At 47.2% G+C, this 16147-nt stretch carries 15 protein-coding genes; all 15 read left to right on the top strand.

All coding sequences use genetic code 11. From position 1 onward, the window contains the following. The first annotated feature begins 13 nt into the window (after positions 1–13). Complete coding sequence (locus tag NBH14_RS09880) at positions 14–2311, top strand: hypothetical protein (protein WP_186959290.1); 2298 nt, start codon at positions 14–16, stop codon at positions 2309–2311. Positions 2312–2396: 85 nt separating this feature from the next. Next, a complete protein-coding gene (locus NBH14_RS09875; protein WP_186959291.1) occupies positions 2397–2687 on the top strand; it encodes an HU family DNA-binding protein in 291 nt (96 codons plus the stop codon). A gap of 175 nt (positions 2688–2862) precedes the next feature. Then, positions 2863–3393, top strand: coding sequence for a contractile injection system cap protein (locus NBH14_RS09870; RefSeq protein WP_186959292.1), 531 nt, complete (start codon positions 2863–2865; stop codon positions 3391–3393). 12 nt (positions 3394–3405) lie between these two features. After that, positions 3406–4299: a hypothetical protein gene (locus tag NBH14_RS09865; protein ID WP_186959293.1), complete on the top strand. Its 894-nt coding sequence runs from the start codon at positions 3406–3408 to the stop codon at positions 4297–4299. Positions 4300–4340: 41 nt separating this feature from the next. Then, on the top strand, positions 4341–6116 hold the full coding sequence (locus NBH14_RS09860; protein ID WP_186959294.1) for a contractile injection system sheath protein: 1776 nt from the start codon (positions 4341–4343) through the stop codon (positions 6114–6116). Between the two features lie 32 nt (positions 6117–6148). Next, complete coding sequence (locus NBH14_RS09855; protein ID WP_186959295.1) at positions 6149–7720, top strand: contractile injection system sheath protein; 1572 nt, start codon at positions 6149–6151, stop codon at positions 7718–7720. Between the two features lie 58 nt (positions 7721–7778). After that, positions 7779–8240, top strand: a complete 462-nt coding sequence (locus tag NBH14_RS09850; RefSeq protein ID WP_186959296.1) for a phage tail protein — start codon at positions 7779–7781, stop codon at positions 8238–8240. Between the two features lies 1 nt (position 8241). Then, entirely contained in the window at positions 8242–8709 is a 468-nt protein-coding gene (locus NBH14_RS09845; protein WP_186959297.1) for a phage tail protein, read from the top strand. 11 nt (positions 8710–8720) lie between these two features. Further along, the gene (locus tag NBH14_RS09840; RefSeq protein ID WP_186959298.1) at positions 8721–8900 is read left to right on the top strand and encodes a hypothetical protein; all 180 of its coding nucleotides are present in this window, start codon (positions 8721–8723) and stop codon (positions 8898–8900) included. 34 nt (positions 8901–8934) lie between these two features. After that, the gene (locus NBH14_RS09835) at positions 8935–9597 is read left to right on the top strand and encodes a LysM peptidoglycan-binding domain-containing protein (RefSeq protein WP_186959299.1); all 663 of its coding nucleotides are present in this window, start codon (positions 8935–8937) and stop codon (positions 9595–9597) included. Between the two features lie 4 nt (positions 9598–9601). Beyond that, the gene (gene vgrG, locus NBH14_RS09830; protein WP_186959300.1) at positions 9602–11377 is read left to right on the top strand and encodes a type VI secretion system tip protein VgrG; all 1776 of its coding nucleotides are present in this window, start codon (positions 9602–9604) and stop codon (positions 11375–11377) included. Between the two features lie 18 nt (positions 11378–11395). Beyond that, positions 11396–11698, top strand: a complete 303-nt coding sequence (locus tag NBH14_RS09825) for a PAAR domain-containing contractile injection system baseplate protein (protein WP_186959301.1) — start codon at positions 11396–11398, stop codon at positions 11696–11698. Positions 11699–11704: 6 nt separating this feature from the next. Beyond that, complete coding sequence (locus NBH14_RS09820) at positions 11705–12124, top strand: gp25 family contractile injection system sheath assembly initiator (RefSeq protein WP_186959302.1); 420 nt, start codon at positions 11705–11707, stop codon at positions 12122–12124. Between the two features lie 133 nt (positions 12125–12257). Then, entirely contained in the window at positions 12258–15443 is a 3186-nt protein-coding gene (locus NBH14_RS09815) for a baseplate J/gp47 family protein (RefSeq protein ID WP_222622094.1), read from the top strand. 5 nt (positions 15444–15448) lie between these two features. Continuing rightward, on the top strand, positions 15449–16135 hold the full coding sequence (locus tag NBH14_RS09810; RefSeq protein WP_186959303.1) for a hypothetical protein: 687 nt from the start codon (positions 15449–15451) through the stop codon (positions 16133–16135). Positions 16136–16147 lie beyond the last annotated feature (12 nt).

Raw genomic sequence — 16147 nt, 5'->3', positions numbered from 1 at the left:
TAATTGACAGGATATGAATATAAAACATCTATTTTCTATCCTCGCTGCCGGCCTGTTCATCCTTACCGGTTGTTCCGAGGAAAATGAGGTAGTAAATCCGACCCCTCCCGACCAGGGAGGGACGGATGATCCTACACGCAGGGAAGTGCTTCTGACACTGAAAAATAACCTGGTCCTGAAAGCTCCCGATACAAAAGCCGGCGAACAGATCGCGACAGCCGTAGAGAATTATATCTATTCGCTGGATGTATATGTCTTCGGATCGAAAGAAGAGAATGGCACCTATACGTTCCAGGAACTTCATTACTTCCGCGATGAAGCTGACATTGTGACCTTGCCCAACGGAAAGGCATACAGCTTCAATCTGACAGGTGACGTGAACGCAGGTACGACCTCCGGACTTTTGAAACTCAATAAAGGGTTATTCATAAAACTCTATTGCGTGGCAAACCGCAGTAAGTTATATAAAACAGATGGCGATGCCGTGACCCTGTTCGATAATTTCAAATCGCTCGAACAGAGTAAACCCGGCATGCCGGACAATGTCGTGACGGCAGGAATCCCTACCGAGGATGAGTTTAAAACATTGCACACGAAGCTGATCGATGTAACAACCGATCCTCCGACTGCCGACGACGTGCTGGAATCTCCCCTGCCGATGTCGGGCGCTTACACGACACCGCTCGACCTGACTGATTTCGGGACTTCCGCCCGTACCCAGATCGGATTGAAACTGTCGCGTATGGTGGCACGTTTCGATGTCATCAACGATGCGGAAAAATCAAAATTCACGGTCGAGAAGATTTCGATGGGACGAGGCCAGAGCGCAGCCCAGTTCTTCCCCATCAAGACGCTGGTAACGGATGCCGATAAGCTGATCACTTACCCGGAAAGGGAAATTGATGCCGAAAACCAGCAGGCTGACGACGAAGCGGCCGGAACCACCAGTCTCACACAGGGTGCTTTCTATACCTACCCCAGCCCGAAAGAGGATAACGGCTATCTGATGCTGAAAGGTAAATATGCCGTCAACAAGACCGAAAGCACGGACGTTTCCTATAAGATTCCTTTCCAGCAGATGGTTAACGGCGTGGGTACTTATATCGAAGTAGCATACAACCACCGCTACACGATCGCTATAACGAAAGCGGACAAATACCATCTGGACTTCAACCTCAAGGTTGCCGAATGGGATGAGCCGGGCGACCTCGATCCGTATGAACCGGATAATGAGTTCGATAAGAAAACACCGGTAACGCTTCTGGCAGCCGAAAGCCAGGATGCTTATGTCATGGGTGACGGACGTGTCTCCGTCCTGGCAGCAAACGGTAGTAAATTCGCATTCACAATGGGGTCGAATACGGAATTGGAAGACGAATTGGTTTACCACTCAGCGACTGCCGTTAAATGGCTGGTCAAAGACGAAGAGAACAGCGGCCCTGTAACAAAAGCCGCCTCACAGGAAACCAAATATGTTTATAAGGTGGATGAGGCAGTGCTGGGAAACGGCAAACAGGAAGATATCATTATCCGCCTGACCAATCCGGCCAGTGGCATGAACAAAGAGATCAAGGTTATCGCCACACCGGGCCCTGTCATGAGCCTGACAACCGTCGAAGGTAACTATAATAAGTTCGACCCGTTGACACTGACCGCTACTATATATAATGTAGCAGCCCAGACGATCAAACTGCATGCCGTAGCCGAAACTCGCATTGATCCGGACAGCAAGGCAGAGACAACGGGCAGTACGGCTACCGTAAAGTCCGGAGATACCTGGTTAAAGGCAGACGGTCCTCTTACTACTGCCGAAGGCGATTATACCCTGACTCTTCCGACAGCCAAAACACCGCTCCCGGTTACTACAACCGTTACTTTCGCTTCGACTGCCTCCAAGGGCGAGACTGTAGTGAAAGTCGTATTGAAAGACCCGGCCTTGAAAGATTTGTCGCAGGACGATTTCAAAATGGGTACTCGCAGCGATAACACGGTCAACATGACCGGAGGTACAGGAGGCAGTATTCCGTTGGTAAGTCTGGCAGATGTGGAAGGTAACTCTTTCACCCTGACTGTCTCTTCTCCGGAAGGAGTCGATATCGCAACAGATGGCAGTTGGTTTGAAACCAAAGCCGGAAACGGTTCGACACAAGCCAACGGCTGGAAGCAGACAATCATCACAGGTAAAGTCAAAACGGCTATCGGTGATGTTCAGACAGGCGGTAAGATCACCGTGACAAACAAGATCGACGCTACTGATAAATACGTAGTGGAGGTTGTAACGACCAAACCGGCCGAAGTTGTCGTACCGTAAATGAACCGTCCGTTTTTATGAACTTATGAAAGCCTGGTGGACTTGTTTTACCGGGCTTTCCTTTAAACCAAGGAGAATTGGATATATGAATAAAGCAGATCTGATAAATAAAATAGCCACCCGTCTTTCTGTTCCGCAGAAGGAGTGCCGCGAGCATCTGGAAGCGTTGCAAGCAGTAATAGCCGAAGAGTTGAATGAGGGTAACGGCATCATACTCCAGGGGTTCGGTAGCTTCAACCTTTGGAAACAAACCGAACGGGAAGGCCGGAATCCACGCACCGGAGAAACGATTCCCATATTACCACGCCGAAGTGTAAAGTTCAGACCCGGCAAAATGTTGTTGCAGAAACTGAATACGAAAAAAGAAGGTCTTTGACCGATAGCTTTAATTTCCGGCTTTATACGGGCATGAAGGGATTCCGTTTACTAAGCAGATTTCCGCTCATGCCCTTTTTTATGCATTTCATCTCCGCTTTTTTGTCGTCTGCGGATTTTTCTTCTCTGGCTTTTATCTTTTTAATATCTTTCCGTCTCAAAAAACTAAAAAAGCCATGATAAAAACAATTTTGACCTCTTTTGCAGCTCGGTTAGACGAATATCTGCGCCGGAAGTTTCCCCAGCCTGAAGGGGTAGCAGAAACTGGTTTTATAGGCAACGGTACGGAAGAAAAACCTTGCAAGTTAATTATCTCATTAGTTAACATAGAACGGGAAGTGGCCGGAGGCATCTCGGCTGGCCTCAGTCGTAACGCTTCGGAGTATATGCGGAATTACCCGCCGTTGTTGCTGAATCTGGATTTGATGCTCGCTGCTGTATATGATGAAAAACGCTATGCCGAGTCATTATCCGTCTTATCTGAAACGTTACTTTTCATCCAGTCGCATCCCTTTTTTGATTTGGACGGTCAGAAATATACGATAGAAGTCGTGACGCTGTCCGCACAGGACATCAATAACTTTTGGACTACACTGGGCGGACAGTATTATCCGTCGGTAATGTGTAAGTTGCGCCGTCTGATCATCGATGCGCAAGAAATGCAAGAGGGCGGAGTAACGATGAAACAGCCCGATATAAAACTATAAAATGAAAAAGATATGGGACAATTCATTATATTCATTGATATAAAGGTTGTGCATGGCTACTATAATGACACGCCGGGGAGTTTCCGCTTTCGGCTTACGGATGAAACTGAAAGGCTGATACGTAGCCGGAAAGTATTGTTCGTGCATACAGCAAATCGTTGCCAGTTTATGTTAGAAAACGATTGTGCCGGATTTCTAAGGGGTGACAAATTGGAATTGACTTTGCAGTCCCAAGATGACAATTTCATGCGTTTAACGCAATTGAACGGTTATCGTCCGCAAACGTTTTACCGGTTGGCTTTGTCCGATGATAGTCAGGAGATAGATATAGCTTCCGCCATTGTGGCTACGGAAGAGCAAAGGGGGGAAGCTCATTTTTGCCACATCACTATCCAGCTGACAGATAAGATGCTGGAAGATGCAAAAGCAGGAAAGCCGCAGGAATACCTGCTCCGGTTCCGTGAGGTGGCTTACCGATGGGAATACCTGTTTGTGCCCCGTTATAAAAGCATGGACGAATCAAAGACGCTTTGTCTGGAAGATACACAAGGGAAGTATTTCTTTACCCTTCCCGAGAAATACACAGATCCTTCACTTGGTGGAACAATGTGGCGGATTTTTTCTACCTCCCCCATTGTGTGCCGAAAGTATAGAGATTACAACCTGCAACTGTCAGAGGTGCAGACCACAGAACTCTCCGGATTACTTTCCGAAGCACTATCCAGGGATATACAGCCGGAAGAATTTTCCAAGTTACCACCGGAAGTCCTATCCGAAGTACTTCCCAAAATTCTCGCTGATAAATCGCTAAAAAAACGGATTATAAGCCGCTTCATTTCCTGTCCGGGACCAGGGATATTCCTGACGGACCAACAGGATTACATCCGGGAAATCTGTTATATCTAAAAAAACGTACTTAATCAGTATTAATCTTTAAAAAAAATGATATGGGAAACATGAAAACACCCGGCGTTTATATCGTAGAGAAAAACGCTTTTCCAAACTCGGTGGTGGAAGCACCGACCGCCATTCCCGCATTTATCGGTATTACCGAAAAAGCGATGAATGGAAGTGATGACTTGAAGAACAAGCCATGGAAAATTTCGTCAATGACGGAGTTTATAAAGTATTTCGGTGGGGCGCCGGAGCTGAGTTTTACGGTGGATATAAAAAGGTATAATCCGGATGCAACAACAAAAGATGGCAAGACCGTTCCGGAAAAAGCAGAACTGAATCCGAAATCCAAAGTGTTTCAGTATGATGTGAAATCGGATGAGAAAGATAAATTTAAAATCAAAGAGAATAATCAAGAAGTAGAAAAAGAATATGCCGTCAACTATGCTTTCTACTTGAATGGTGAAAACAAATATACTTTGTACTATAATATGTCATTGTTCTTTGCCAATGGCGGTAGCACATGTTACATTGTGTCTGTCGGAACGTACAGTGGCAAAGATGTACTAGATGATAAAAAAGTAACAACTGCCTTGAAAAATTTAGAAAAAGAACAGGAAGTTACGATGATTATAGTTCCGGAAGCAGTAGAAAATACGGGTACTTGTTCCAACATACAGCAGAATATGCTGAAACATTGCGGGGAAATGGCTAACCGTTTTACCATTCTGGATATACAGCCTAAATATCCCAATAACGATCAATTAGATACCCGGATGAAAACTTTCCAGGAAAGTATCGGCAGTGAGTATATGTCTTATGGGGCAGCTTACTATCCGTGGCTGAATACTTCGGTGCTGGGCGACAGGGATATTGACGGTGAAATGTTTACGTGGTCGGATACTTTCTATTCCTATAGAGACAAATTCTCCAATGTAGATCCAAATCTCCAGGCAATAATAGAAAAATTCATGCTTCCGTCTTCCGTTGAAGTAGTAAAGGGAGAGAACGTGACAATCCTAGGAAAAGAATATATATATGCAGAAATAACAGAGGAATCCTTAAAAGAGGATTTAGGGGAGGGTGCAACAGTAACAGTAAAAACTATCCTTGCAGCAGATCCTAATCCGGAAAAGAAAGTTATTACATACTCTCCTCCTTATGTGGTAGACAAAAACAGTTTCCATCAGGCACTGTTCAATGGATCTGTTCTTTACCAATATGCTATGAAGGGATTGAAAAAATATCTGAACCTCCTTCCTCCTTCCGCTGCTATGGCTGGCATCTACACTAGGGTAGACAATACCCGTGGTGTATGGAAAGCACCGGCAAATGTATCTGTAAGCTACGTGGAAAGTACGGCTGAAAACATAGACGACAAGGGACAGGAAGGCTTAAATGCCCCGATGAACGGCAAGGCCATTAATGTGATCCGTGCCTTCCAGGGTGAAGGTATCAAGGTATGGGGAGCACGTACGCTGGACGGCAACTCTTTGGATTGGCGTTATATAAATGTACGCCGCACATTGCTTTTCCTCGAAGAATCCGTGAAGAATGCCGCACGTGCTTACGTATTTGAACCGAATGATGCCGGTACCTGGATCAATATGAAATGTATGATAGAAAATTTCCTGCGTGGTATATGGAAACGTGGTGGATTAGCAGGAGCTACACCTGAAGATGCTTATGAAGTACATGTCGGACTTGGTGACACTATGACGGCCGAAGATATTCTGGAAGGGATCATGCGAATCACAGTATTGGTTGCCATTACACATCCGGCGGAATTCATCGAGATTACTTTCCAGCAACAGGCACAAAAGAGTTAATAACCGATTGTTAAACTAAAATATAAAAGATCATGGGAGAATACAAAACCCCCGGCGTTTATATCAAAGAGAAGAGCGCTTTCCCTAATTCTGTAGTTGAAGCCGAAACAGCCATCCCTGTGTTCATAGGCCTTACGGAAAAGGCATTGAACGGAACGGATTCTTTGGATTTCAAACCGATGAAAATTTCATCGATAACGGAATATATAAAGTATTTTGGTGGTGCCCCGACTCCGCAGTTTACGCTGTCGGTCATAAACGGGGAGGATGCCGATAAAACTTTATCAGTTTATGATGTGACAAAAAAAGCTAGTCTGAAAGCGACACTGACAACTAAATTGTACACCTTGTATTACCATATGGTAATGTTTTTTGCTAATGGCGGAAGCACTTGTTATGTGGTATCTATAGGCAACTATAACCAGACATTGGCAGAAGTTTATACGGATGAAAATAAAGAAACTGTATTTTCCAATATCAAGAAAGTACAAGACATAACCATGCTGGTTGTTCCTGAAGCGGTGAACACAGATACATGTATGAATATCTATACAGACCTGTTGAATCTGTGTGATAGCAAAAAATATTTTGTTATTCTGGATATTCCTTTGAAAAAAGAAAAAAAAGTTATAGATAAACCGATAGATACATTTCGTGGCGCAATTGGTACCAATAATATTTCATATGCGGCAGCCTATTATCCGTGGTTGGAAACATCTGTGCTCTCAGACAATGATATTACAGGGAAAATATTGACATGGGGAGAGATTGAGAAATTTAATCCGGAGACATTCGATCTGGCACCTTTTTATGATAAGACATCAGATATCTATAAATTTATGAAAGATGCTTTATCTGCTATCAAAAAAGGGACAAAAACAGTATTGGATAAAGATGGGACAACTCCGCAAGAAGTTCCTCTCACAAAGAATGAACTGTCTCAAATGAAAAACGACCTCCACAATGCCCTGATGCAGAACTGGCCAGAATACCAGCTACTGGCGAAGAAGGTGAAAGACTATTTGAACCTGTTACCTCCTTCTGCTGCTATGGCAGGCATTTATACAATGGTGGACAATACACGCGGAGTATGGAAAGCACCGGCCAACGTATCTGTCAACTATGTGAATAAGCCTTCAGAAATGATCGATAATAAAACCCAGGAAGAGATGAATGTACCGATGGACGGGAAAGCGGTCAATGCTATCCGGTCTTTTATTGGTGAAGGGATCAAAGTATGGGGTGCACGTACATTGGATGGCAATTCTTTGGACTGGCGTTATATTAATGTGCGCCGCACAATGACTTTCCTGGAAGAATCAGTAAAAAATGCCTCCCGTGCTTACGTGTTCGAGTCTAATGATGCCAATACATGGATCAACATGAAGTGCATGATTGAAAATTTTCTGCGCAGCGTGTGGAAACGCGGAGGACTGGCCGGTGCCACACCCGAAGATGCTTATGAAGTACATGTCGGACTTGGAGATACTATGACTCCTGAAGATATTCTGGAAGGCATCATGCGCATCACGGTGCTGGTTGCTATCTCGCATCCGGCAGAGTTCATCGAAATAACTTTCCAGCAACAAATGCAGAAGAGTTGATATAAATGAATAAAAGAGAATCAAGATTTAAAAGTTAACAATTAAAAATCAGAATATTATGGCAGAAGATGGATCAGCACAGAGCCAGGACTTAAAAGCATGGCCGTTGCCCAGTTTTTATTTTAAAGTGACATTAGGTAGTAAAGGAGATATTTCTTTCAGTGAGGTTTCCGGTCTTGAAACGGAATATGAAGAAATAACTTATCGCGCCGGCGATAGCCCTGCTTTTACAAAAGTAAAAATGCCCGGACTGAAAAAGGCCAGTGATGTAACCCTGAAGAAAGGGGTTTTCAAATCGGACAAAGCTCTATGGACATGGATAAACAGTGTAAAAATGAATATCATTCCGCGCGAAGTCGTTACTATAAGCCTGTTGGACGAAGATGGTAAAGTCGCTCAAACCTGGGAATTAGCAAATGCATGGCCTAAAAAAATAACAGTAGAAGGTTTTAAGGCCGACGGGAATACGGTGGCAATGGAAACTTTAATTTTAGCACACGAAGGAATTACCATCAAGTAGTATGACAGACAACGCTGCATCAGACTGGCCACTTCCAGTGAGTTTCTACTTTCTGGTGGAATTTCAGAGCAAGTTGGACCGCTTCCAGACCTCATTCACGGAAGTGTCCGGTCTGAATATGCAGCTGAGTACCGTAGAGAAACCCAGTGATTCAGGAATGTGGATTAAAATGCCTGGCGGAGTCAAATATGGAAACATAACACTCAAACGCCCTGTCCCACTAACAAGCGATGATACTTTCACCCAATGGGTAGATAAATGTTTACAGGCTGACAAGGACAAGAGAATGATTCCATACGATATGATTGTAAAGTTGTTGGGGAAAGACGGAAAACCCCTGATGGGATGGAAATGTTCGCATAGCTATCCCACACAGTGGAATCTGGATGCTCTGAATGCCGAAAAAAGTGGTCTGGCCACCGAATCGGTCATTATAAGCTGTAACCGGATGGACCGCATAAAAATTTAATAGTTAATATTATGGCTGTTATCATCAAGGAAATGCGTATCCGTACCGTGGTAGAGAAACGCGTTGTTCCGGAAGCAGAACTTCCGGAACAAATTCTCCGGAAAGTAGAGGACCGTATATTGGATAGGATGTCCAAAGAAGAAAGAATTGGCTGGCCTGTCGGACAGCGACGGAAAAGAAATGAGCGCTAACAACAGGAGGCGGAAATAATAAAAAAGGAGTAACATGGGGAAGATGATCATTACAGCCTATACGGACGGCGATTTCAACAGTGAATGTAAATCCGCGCTGGAACTGCCTGTCAATCCGGCCAAGGTAAAGCTATCCAAAGGAATCCGCTATGCAGAGGACAAGCAGTTGGGGAGCCTGAACGGGTCGAACGTTTATGTGCGCTATCAGCCCGAAACCTTCAGTTTCGACTGCCTGTTCGACATGACCAACGCCATGGAGGACGATGACGAGAAGAAACCCGTACATGATGCGGTAGACGAACTCGAACAGCGGCTTTACGATTACAACACCGAAGGACACCGCCCCTCGTTCGTTAAAGTGCAGTACGGTGACATCACCTTTTTCGGTCAGCTCAAGACGCTGGAAACGGAATATTCCCTGTTTGATCCGGACAGCATCCCGCTCCGTGCCGAACTGAAAGTGACGCTGACGGGTTATTGCAGCCAAAAAGAGGAGAAGAAGCACTTCTCCAAACATTCGCCCGATGTGTCACGGCTGGTTACATTGAAAGAAGGACAGACATTGTCTGCCCTTTGTTACGAAGTTTACGGCGACCCGCTCCTGGTGGGGCAAGTTGCAAGATTTAATAATTTGAACGGCTACAGAAACATACCGGCAGGTACGGAAATTCTGTTGCCGATGTTAAAAAAAGCATAAGAATATGGCAGAATCACCCTCTGTAAATAAAGACCGTGTACTATCTTGTTCCGTTTATTGCAACGGAACGAAACTGAAAGACACCTATTCGTTAGTGTCTGCTACCGTGCGGCTGGAACTGAACCGAATCGGTAAAGCGACACTCAAGTTTAACGCAGGCAACATGGACAAGCAGACTTTCGATGAAAGTGACGACTCATTGTTCAAACCAGGTAACACTATACGACTGGATGCAGGTGGCGTAGATAAAGAGGAAACGTTGTTTGAAGGCATAATCATCGGACTGCGTATCCTCACAGACAAAGACTTCCGCTCCTGTATGGTAGTGGAGTGCCGCGACAACACCTATTCCGCAACGCAGGGACGCAAGAACCGCATCTTCGAGAAGAAGAACGACAATGACATCATCAAGGAAGTGCTCGCCGCCTACGGCAGTGTAGATGTGGATGCTACAAGTTACCAGCACCCTACACTGGTGCAGTATTACTGCTCGGACTGGGACTTTGCCCTCTCCCGTGCCGACGCCAACGGACTGTTCGTTTACACCGAAGGCAGTAAGATTAAAGTGAAAAAACCGGAAGTAAATGCATCTCCCGTTCTAACAGTTACTTACGGCACGGATATCACCGCTTTCGACCTCGAACTCTCCTCGGACGATCAGTTCACACAGTACGAGGCAGTATCGTGGTGCCCCAAAACGCAGCATGCAGTCAAAGTGTCCGCTTCCACGCCCTTACTCAACAAGCAGGGAGATTTACAGCCTAAGAACATTGCTTCGGGTGATAGCCTGCTGCTTCAGACCGACGCGCCGACGGACGAGAGGGCACTCAAGCAATGGGCAGACGGCATGGCATTGAAAGCCGGGCTGGCCCGCTACCGGGGTTCTGTTAGCTTTTACGGCTCTGCGAAGGCGAAACCGGGTTGCCTCATTGAGTTGAAAGGCTTTGGCAAACGGTTCAACGGTAATTTGTTCGTCGGTTCGGTGACGCATACCATCGAGGACAACGAATGGACAACCGAAGCAGGTGCAGGCATATCGCCTGTGAACATTACTGACGAGCCGGACGTGGTATCTCCCTCCGCAGCAGGTTTTCTTCCCGGATTGCAGGGACTGCATGCTGCGGTAGTCCGGAAGTTGGACGGCGACCCGCTGAAAGAATACCGTATCCAGATAGAACTCCCGTGGATGGATGGCAAGAGCAAGCTGCTTTGGGCACGCCTCTCCACGATGTACGCCACTGCAGGCATGGGCACCTTCTTTCTGCCCGAACCGGGCGACGAGGTACTGGTGGGTTTCATGAATCAGGACCCCGGCCATCCCGTCATCCTCGGCTCGATCTACGGAGATAAGCATAAACCGCCTTACGAATACGAGGCAAAAAACAACACAAAAGCCATCGTCACCCGCGAGAAGATGCGGATCGAGTTTGACGAGGAAAAGAAAGTGATAACAGTCTCTACCCCCGGAAAAAACATGGTGGAAATCAATGACGACGGAAAATATATCCGTCTGACTGACCAGCATAAGAATGAAGTCAAGATGGATAGCGGGGGCATCACCCTCACGTCCTCTAAAGACATAACGATGAAAGCCAAAGGCAACATCAATATGGATGCCACGATGAAGCTCAACGGAACCGCCAAGCAGGACGTCAGTCTGGAAGGGTTGAACGTAAAAGTGCAGGCAAAAGTCGGTGCCTCGGTGAAAGGTAATGCTACGGCGGAACTCTCCGCCAGCGGTCAGACCATAGTGAAAGGTGCCATGGTAATGATAAACTAAAGAAGAAAGGAGAATGATATGCCACCGGCAGCAAGAATAACTGATATGCACACCTGCCCCATGCAGACCCCGGCGTTTCCCTCGCCGATACCACATGTGGGCGGCCCTGTTACAGGTCCGTGTGTGCCCAATGTATTGATAGGGAAGATGCCCGCCGCAACAGTAGGTGATATGTGTGTCTGCGTCGGTCCGCCGGACACGATTGTGAAAGGCTCGTCCACGGTAATGATAGGTGGCAAACCCGCCGCACGTATGGGAGACACCACGGCACACGGAGGCTCGATAGTGATAGGATGCCCCACGGTAATAATAGGAGGATAAAAGAATATGGACGAACTGAAAAACCTGTTGAATGCCGACGCTTTCCTTGGTCGCGGCTGGAGTTTTCCACCCGAACTGACGGACAGTGGCGTAAAGATGTCCGCTTACGAACAGGACATCGAGGAAAGTCTGTGCGTATTGTTCAGCACATCGCCCGGTGAACGTGTAAACCGTTACGACTACGGCTGTCCGCTTCGCCGGTATGCCTTCGAGCCGATGACCACGGAAACCATTACAAAGATGCGCAACGACATCACCCGTGCCATCATCCTCTTCGAGCCACGCATCACGCTGGAAGATGTGTCGTTTGAGGAACATGCTGCCGAGGGATTGCTACTGATACAGTTGACTTACACCGTTATCCGTACCAACAACCGCAACAACATGGTTTATCCGTTCTACATTAACGAAGGAACAAATGTGTAACCATAAAAATGCAGAGTTATGCCATTCTGGAAAAAGATGTTTAACAAAAAGCAACCGGAAATTGAGTGAATCTACATGCTAAAGATAGCTGCCCCGATAGCGGGACGGCTATCTTTCAATAGGATCGATATATATGACAACGGACAATGAACATAGCGGCACGCTCCGCACCGGCTACGAAGCCGATCTGGCGAGGTTGGATGACTTCCCGGCATTGACTGTCGATTGGCGCATGCTCCTGTATCGACTGATACGGGCGAGCCAAGGCATCCACTATCGCGACGCGGACGGACGGGAAAGAACCCTCCTGCCCTTGCTGGAGAACAACGTACTGACCGTGATGGCTGACATCCGACGCAAGAAACTGTCAGGCTATGGGGACACCTTTGCTGATGTACAGGGCACTGCAAAGCAGAGCTACTATGTCGAAAAGCTGCAAAAAGACAACAAAGGATGGGTGGCACGGTTGGAAAACTACCTGAGCACCACCTGGCAGACTGACAGCAGCAACAACCCCGCCGTCGAGATAGCCCGACAGTTGAAAGATCGCCTGGAACAGTCGTTGCCCAACGGAAGCGAAGCAGACAAGCGCAGCTACTACCGGATGCTCCGTACCCTGACCGACCTCCAGTCGAATGCCGACCGTTACCTGAACCAGACGGAAGAAAGCGGGGACACGGAACCAGCATTGTCCTTGTTGATAGCCTATCTCAAAAACTACGGTAACGTTGCCAATACCTTCAACGGCCGACTTGCCGACCTGCCCGGCATCTATCGCCGCGACATCCTACATGCCGTGCCGAAAACCATCAAGCAAGACCGTACCTACGTTGTCATCACTCCGACAGCCGAAGCCTTCACCCTCCCCCAAGGCATGTCGTTCCCTGCCGGACAAAACACCGCCGGAGAAGACTTGATTTACCGTACGGAGAAAGAAGCCTACATCAGTCCGATGCAATGTGCGGAGGTAAATGCCGTATATGCTTCCGGAAAAGAGGCTTTCGGATTGTACAAACAATCCGTTCCGCTCCAGGATATAACGACTCCTCAGTCGCTGTTCGCTCATGGTGAAGAACTACGTATTGGCTGGCAGATAACCTCCCCTATGTTGGTGCTGAGTGAAGGCAAACGAAAGGTCAACATCCGTTTCCGCCTGACAGCTGACAGTCCTGTACCGAATATGCTTGTCGAAAACAGCTTCTTTCTGCAACTATCCACAGCAGAGGGATGGACACAGCAGTCTGGCACTTGCAGTATCGACGGCCACTCCCTTTGCTTCACCTTCACGATAGGTAGTAAGGGCATAGCATCCGCTTCCTGTACTGAAGAAATACACGGAACGATCACGGAATATCCCGCTCTCCGTATCCTGACGAGTAATACCAACTGCCCATACCGGTGGCTGAAAGAAATCTATGTTGAAGCTGTGGAGATACGGACGAAGGTAACCTGCATCCGCAACTTCACTTTCTGTAACGAACTGGGCGAAGTGGATACCGAACAGCCGTTTTCACCCTTCGGCATACAAGGAGATTGTGGTGCATGGTTCTTATTCGGCCATGAAGAACTGGGACTGAAACCTTTGCAGGAAGTCCGCTTGAAAGGTCGCTGGAAAAAGATAGCCGAAACGGAGACGGAATTCAACGAATTATATCAGGAATATGGTGTGAATGCAAGTTCGTTTGTTGTGGCAACCGAATACCAGAAAGGCGCCTCGTGGCATTCCTGCACAGGAAACAAACAGCATCTGTTCGTCTCCGATAGCGAGGAAAAACATTCACTTGCCCAGGCGAATATCCTGTTTGACTTTTCACAGGATGCACAAGCCGCTTATGAATATAGCCGTGAGCGTGACGGCTTCTTCCGGGTTACCCTGCAAGCACCCTCTATAGGCTTTGGTACGGATGCTTACCGCAATAGGTTCACTTCCGTCATGATAGATAACAGCCGCTGCAAAGAGAAAAACCGCAAACCTCTGCCTAAAGAACCTGCCGTCCCGATGCTAGCAGATGTAGAGTTGTCCTACATTGCTTCGGAAGTAATCACACTGACTGATGCCGGAACATCTTCCACACGGTTGGAGCATATTACAGCATTGTCGGACCGGGAAGCATTCCCTTTGGATGGAAACATGCCGCAGCCGTTCTTGCCCGCATGTCCCGCAGACCATTTGTTGTACTTTGCCTTTCTGAATGCAAAGGGAGAACAGACCATCAGAATGTATGTAGATATGGTACTGCCCGAAGAAAGGATACCGTATGATATTCCGCAACCCGATCAGTCGGCACGACTGGCATGGGAACAGTGGAACGGTTCGGGATGGGAAGTCCTCTCCGTAGAATCGGTGGTAGCGGAAGAAACCGCCGGACTGACACAAAGCGGTTTTATTGAAATATATCTGCCGGAAAAAGTAACCGATCACCAGGTGGACAAGCAAGGTAGAACCTGGCTCCGTGCTGCTGTAACGGGCGATATTTCCGCCTGTCTTGCCATACGCAGCATCCGAACGAACTACATCCTGATAAAAGCACAAAACGGTGATGGCACACCACTCCCTGCCGGAACAATTCAGGAAATGGCAGAGGAGGATGAACGGATAGCTTCCGTTGTCCAGCCTCTATCCGGTTTTGGTGGTACACCGGAAGAAACAGAAACACAGTTTGCCGCGCATCAAAACGCACGCCTTCATAACCGCCACCGTGCCGTCACAATGAAAGATTACGAACAACTTGTGCTGGAACATTTCCCGGAGATAGACAAGGCCCAATGTGTCAGCTATCCACCGGGACAACATCCGGCAGCGGTAAACCTGGTGGTATTCAGCCGGATAGAAGATAACCGCTATTTCCTTTCTTCTCCCTGGAAACTGGCTGAGATACAACGTCTGATCCAGAGGTACATATCGCCCTTTGTACGGCTGAAGGTAGTCAATCCCTCTTACCAACGAATGGAGGTCCGTTGTAAAGTAGTCTTATGGGATAAAGTGAGGGATGAAGCCAGGACACTCCGCCAACTGACCCAAATCGTATGGAACTACCTTGCACCATGGCAAAGGAAAGGCGATCTCCCCACGTTCCGGCAAAGTTACTCTTATAAGGAGATGCATGCCAGACTGGCAAACCATGAAGATGTGATGCGGTTGTCGCTTTTGGAAGTGGACGGAAAGAGCCTGCCTCGTGTAGACTATGACACAGAAGACCTTCTCCTTAAAGGAAACATGCCTTGGAGCATACTGCTGCCGGATATAAAGATTGAAACACTCTCTCCTCACGACGGTATCGAGGAAGCAGAAATCGGAGGAAACTTCATAATAGGATAATGAATATGGAACAGAAAAACAGAAAGACACTGAAAAGCTATTTTGAGAAAGGCGACGTTCCCACTGAGGAACAATTTGCCGAGCTGATAGACTCCGTACCGAATATAGTGGACGACGGGCAGGTGATCCGTACCAAAAATAGCTGGGCTTTCTATCCACCGCAGGACGGGAAGCTCGACATCGACCTTCATACGGCTGTAGGGGAACCTGTAGTATGGAAGTTTAGTGTCACACCAGAAAAGGACTTGCTTTTTAAAAACGGAAAAGAGGAAACGGTACTCTGTCTGACACAGAACAAAAACGTTACCCTGTACGGTAGTTTGCATATAGAAGGCGGGGAAACACCGACACCCTCAAGAGAAGATTATTTGGTCTTTCCTGCCGACAAACAGTGGTACGACCTGCCGGTGGACATTTCGCGCGAAGGCTTCGGTTGCCGTGTGTACAGCATCCATGCTTCTTTCCGAGAGCGAGGAGCCGGATTGTGCAGGCTGACGCGTGCTACTGCCATTTGGCTGAATTACATGGAACAGCGCATCGAATCACCTGAGAAGCATTGGTGGGGATGGTCCGGCAATATCCGCTTGCGTTGGTTATTACAAGAAAAGAAGCTCCACCTTCAAATACGTACCAACAAGCGACTTCCATCCGGGGAACTGCACTGTCGGATTGTGGAGATGTACAAAGGATAAAACGAACGAAAC

The sequence above is a fragment of the Parabacteroides caecihominis genome (assembly GCF_023656785.1).
Classification (GTDB): domain Bacteria; phylum Bacteroidota; class Bacteroidia; order Bacteroidales; family Tannerellaceae; genus Parabacteroides; species Parabacteroides segnis.
The sequence above is the reverse complement of the archived record's forward strand: the minus strand, read 5'-3'. Positions and strand labels throughout refer to the sequence as shown.

Coding starts and splice junctions, on each gene's coding strand:
- NBH14_RS09880 (WP_186959290.1), top strand. CDS start 14: ATGAATATAAAACATCTATTTTCTATCCTCGCTGCCGGCCTGTTCATC.
- NBH14_RS09875 (WP_186959291.1), top strand. CDS start 2,397: ATGAATAAAGCAGATCTGATAAATAAAATAGCCACCCGTCTTTCTGTT.
- NBH14_RS09870 (WP_186959292.1), top strand. CDS start 2,863: ATGATAAAAACAATTTTGACCTCTTTTGCAGCTCGGTTAGACGAATAT.
- NBH14_RS09865 (WP_186959293.1), top strand. CDS start 3,406: ATGGGACAATTCATTATATTCATTGATATAAAGGTTGTGCATGGCTAC.
- NBH14_RS09860 (WP_186959294.1), top strand. CDS start 4,341: ATGGGAAACATGAAAACACCCGGCGTTTATATCGTAGAGAAAAACGCT.
- NBH14_RS09855 (WP_186959295.1), top strand. CDS start 6,149: ATGGGAGAATACAAAACCCCCGGCGTTTATATCAAAGAGAAGAGCGCT.
- NBH14_RS09850 (WP_186959296.1), top strand. CDS start 7,779: ATGGCAGAAGATGGATCAGCACAGAGCCAGGACTTAAAAGCATGGCCG.
- NBH14_RS09845 (WP_186959297.1), top strand. CDS start 8,242: ATGACAGACAACGCTGCATCAGACTGGCCACTTCCAGTGAGTTTCTAC.
- NBH14_RS09840 (WP_186959298.1), top strand. CDS start 8,721: ATGGCTGTTATCATCAAGGAAATGCGTATCCGTACCGTGGTAGAGAAA.
- NBH14_RS09835 (WP_186959299.1), top strand. CDS start 8,935: ATGGGGAAGATGATCATTACAGCCTATACGGACGGCGATTTCAACAGT.
- vgrG (WP_186959300.1), top strand. CDS start 9,602: ATGGCAGAATCACCCTCTGTAAATAAAGACCGTGTACTATCTTGTTCC.
- NBH14_RS09825 (WP_186959301.1), top strand. CDS start 11,396: ATGCCACCGGCAGCAAGAATAACTGATATGCACACCTGCCCCATGCAG.
- NBH14_RS09820 (WP_186959302.1), top strand. CDS start 11,705: ATGGACGAACTGAAAAACCTGTTGAATGCCGACGCTTTCCTTGGTCGC.
- NBH14_RS09815 (WP_222622094.1), top strand. CDS start 12,258: ATGACAACGGACAATGAACATAGCGGCACGCTCCGCACCGGCTACGAA.
- NBH14_RS09810 (WP_186959303.1), top strand. CDS start 15,449: ATGGAACAGAAAAACAGAAAGACACTGAAAAGCTATTTTGAGAAAGGC.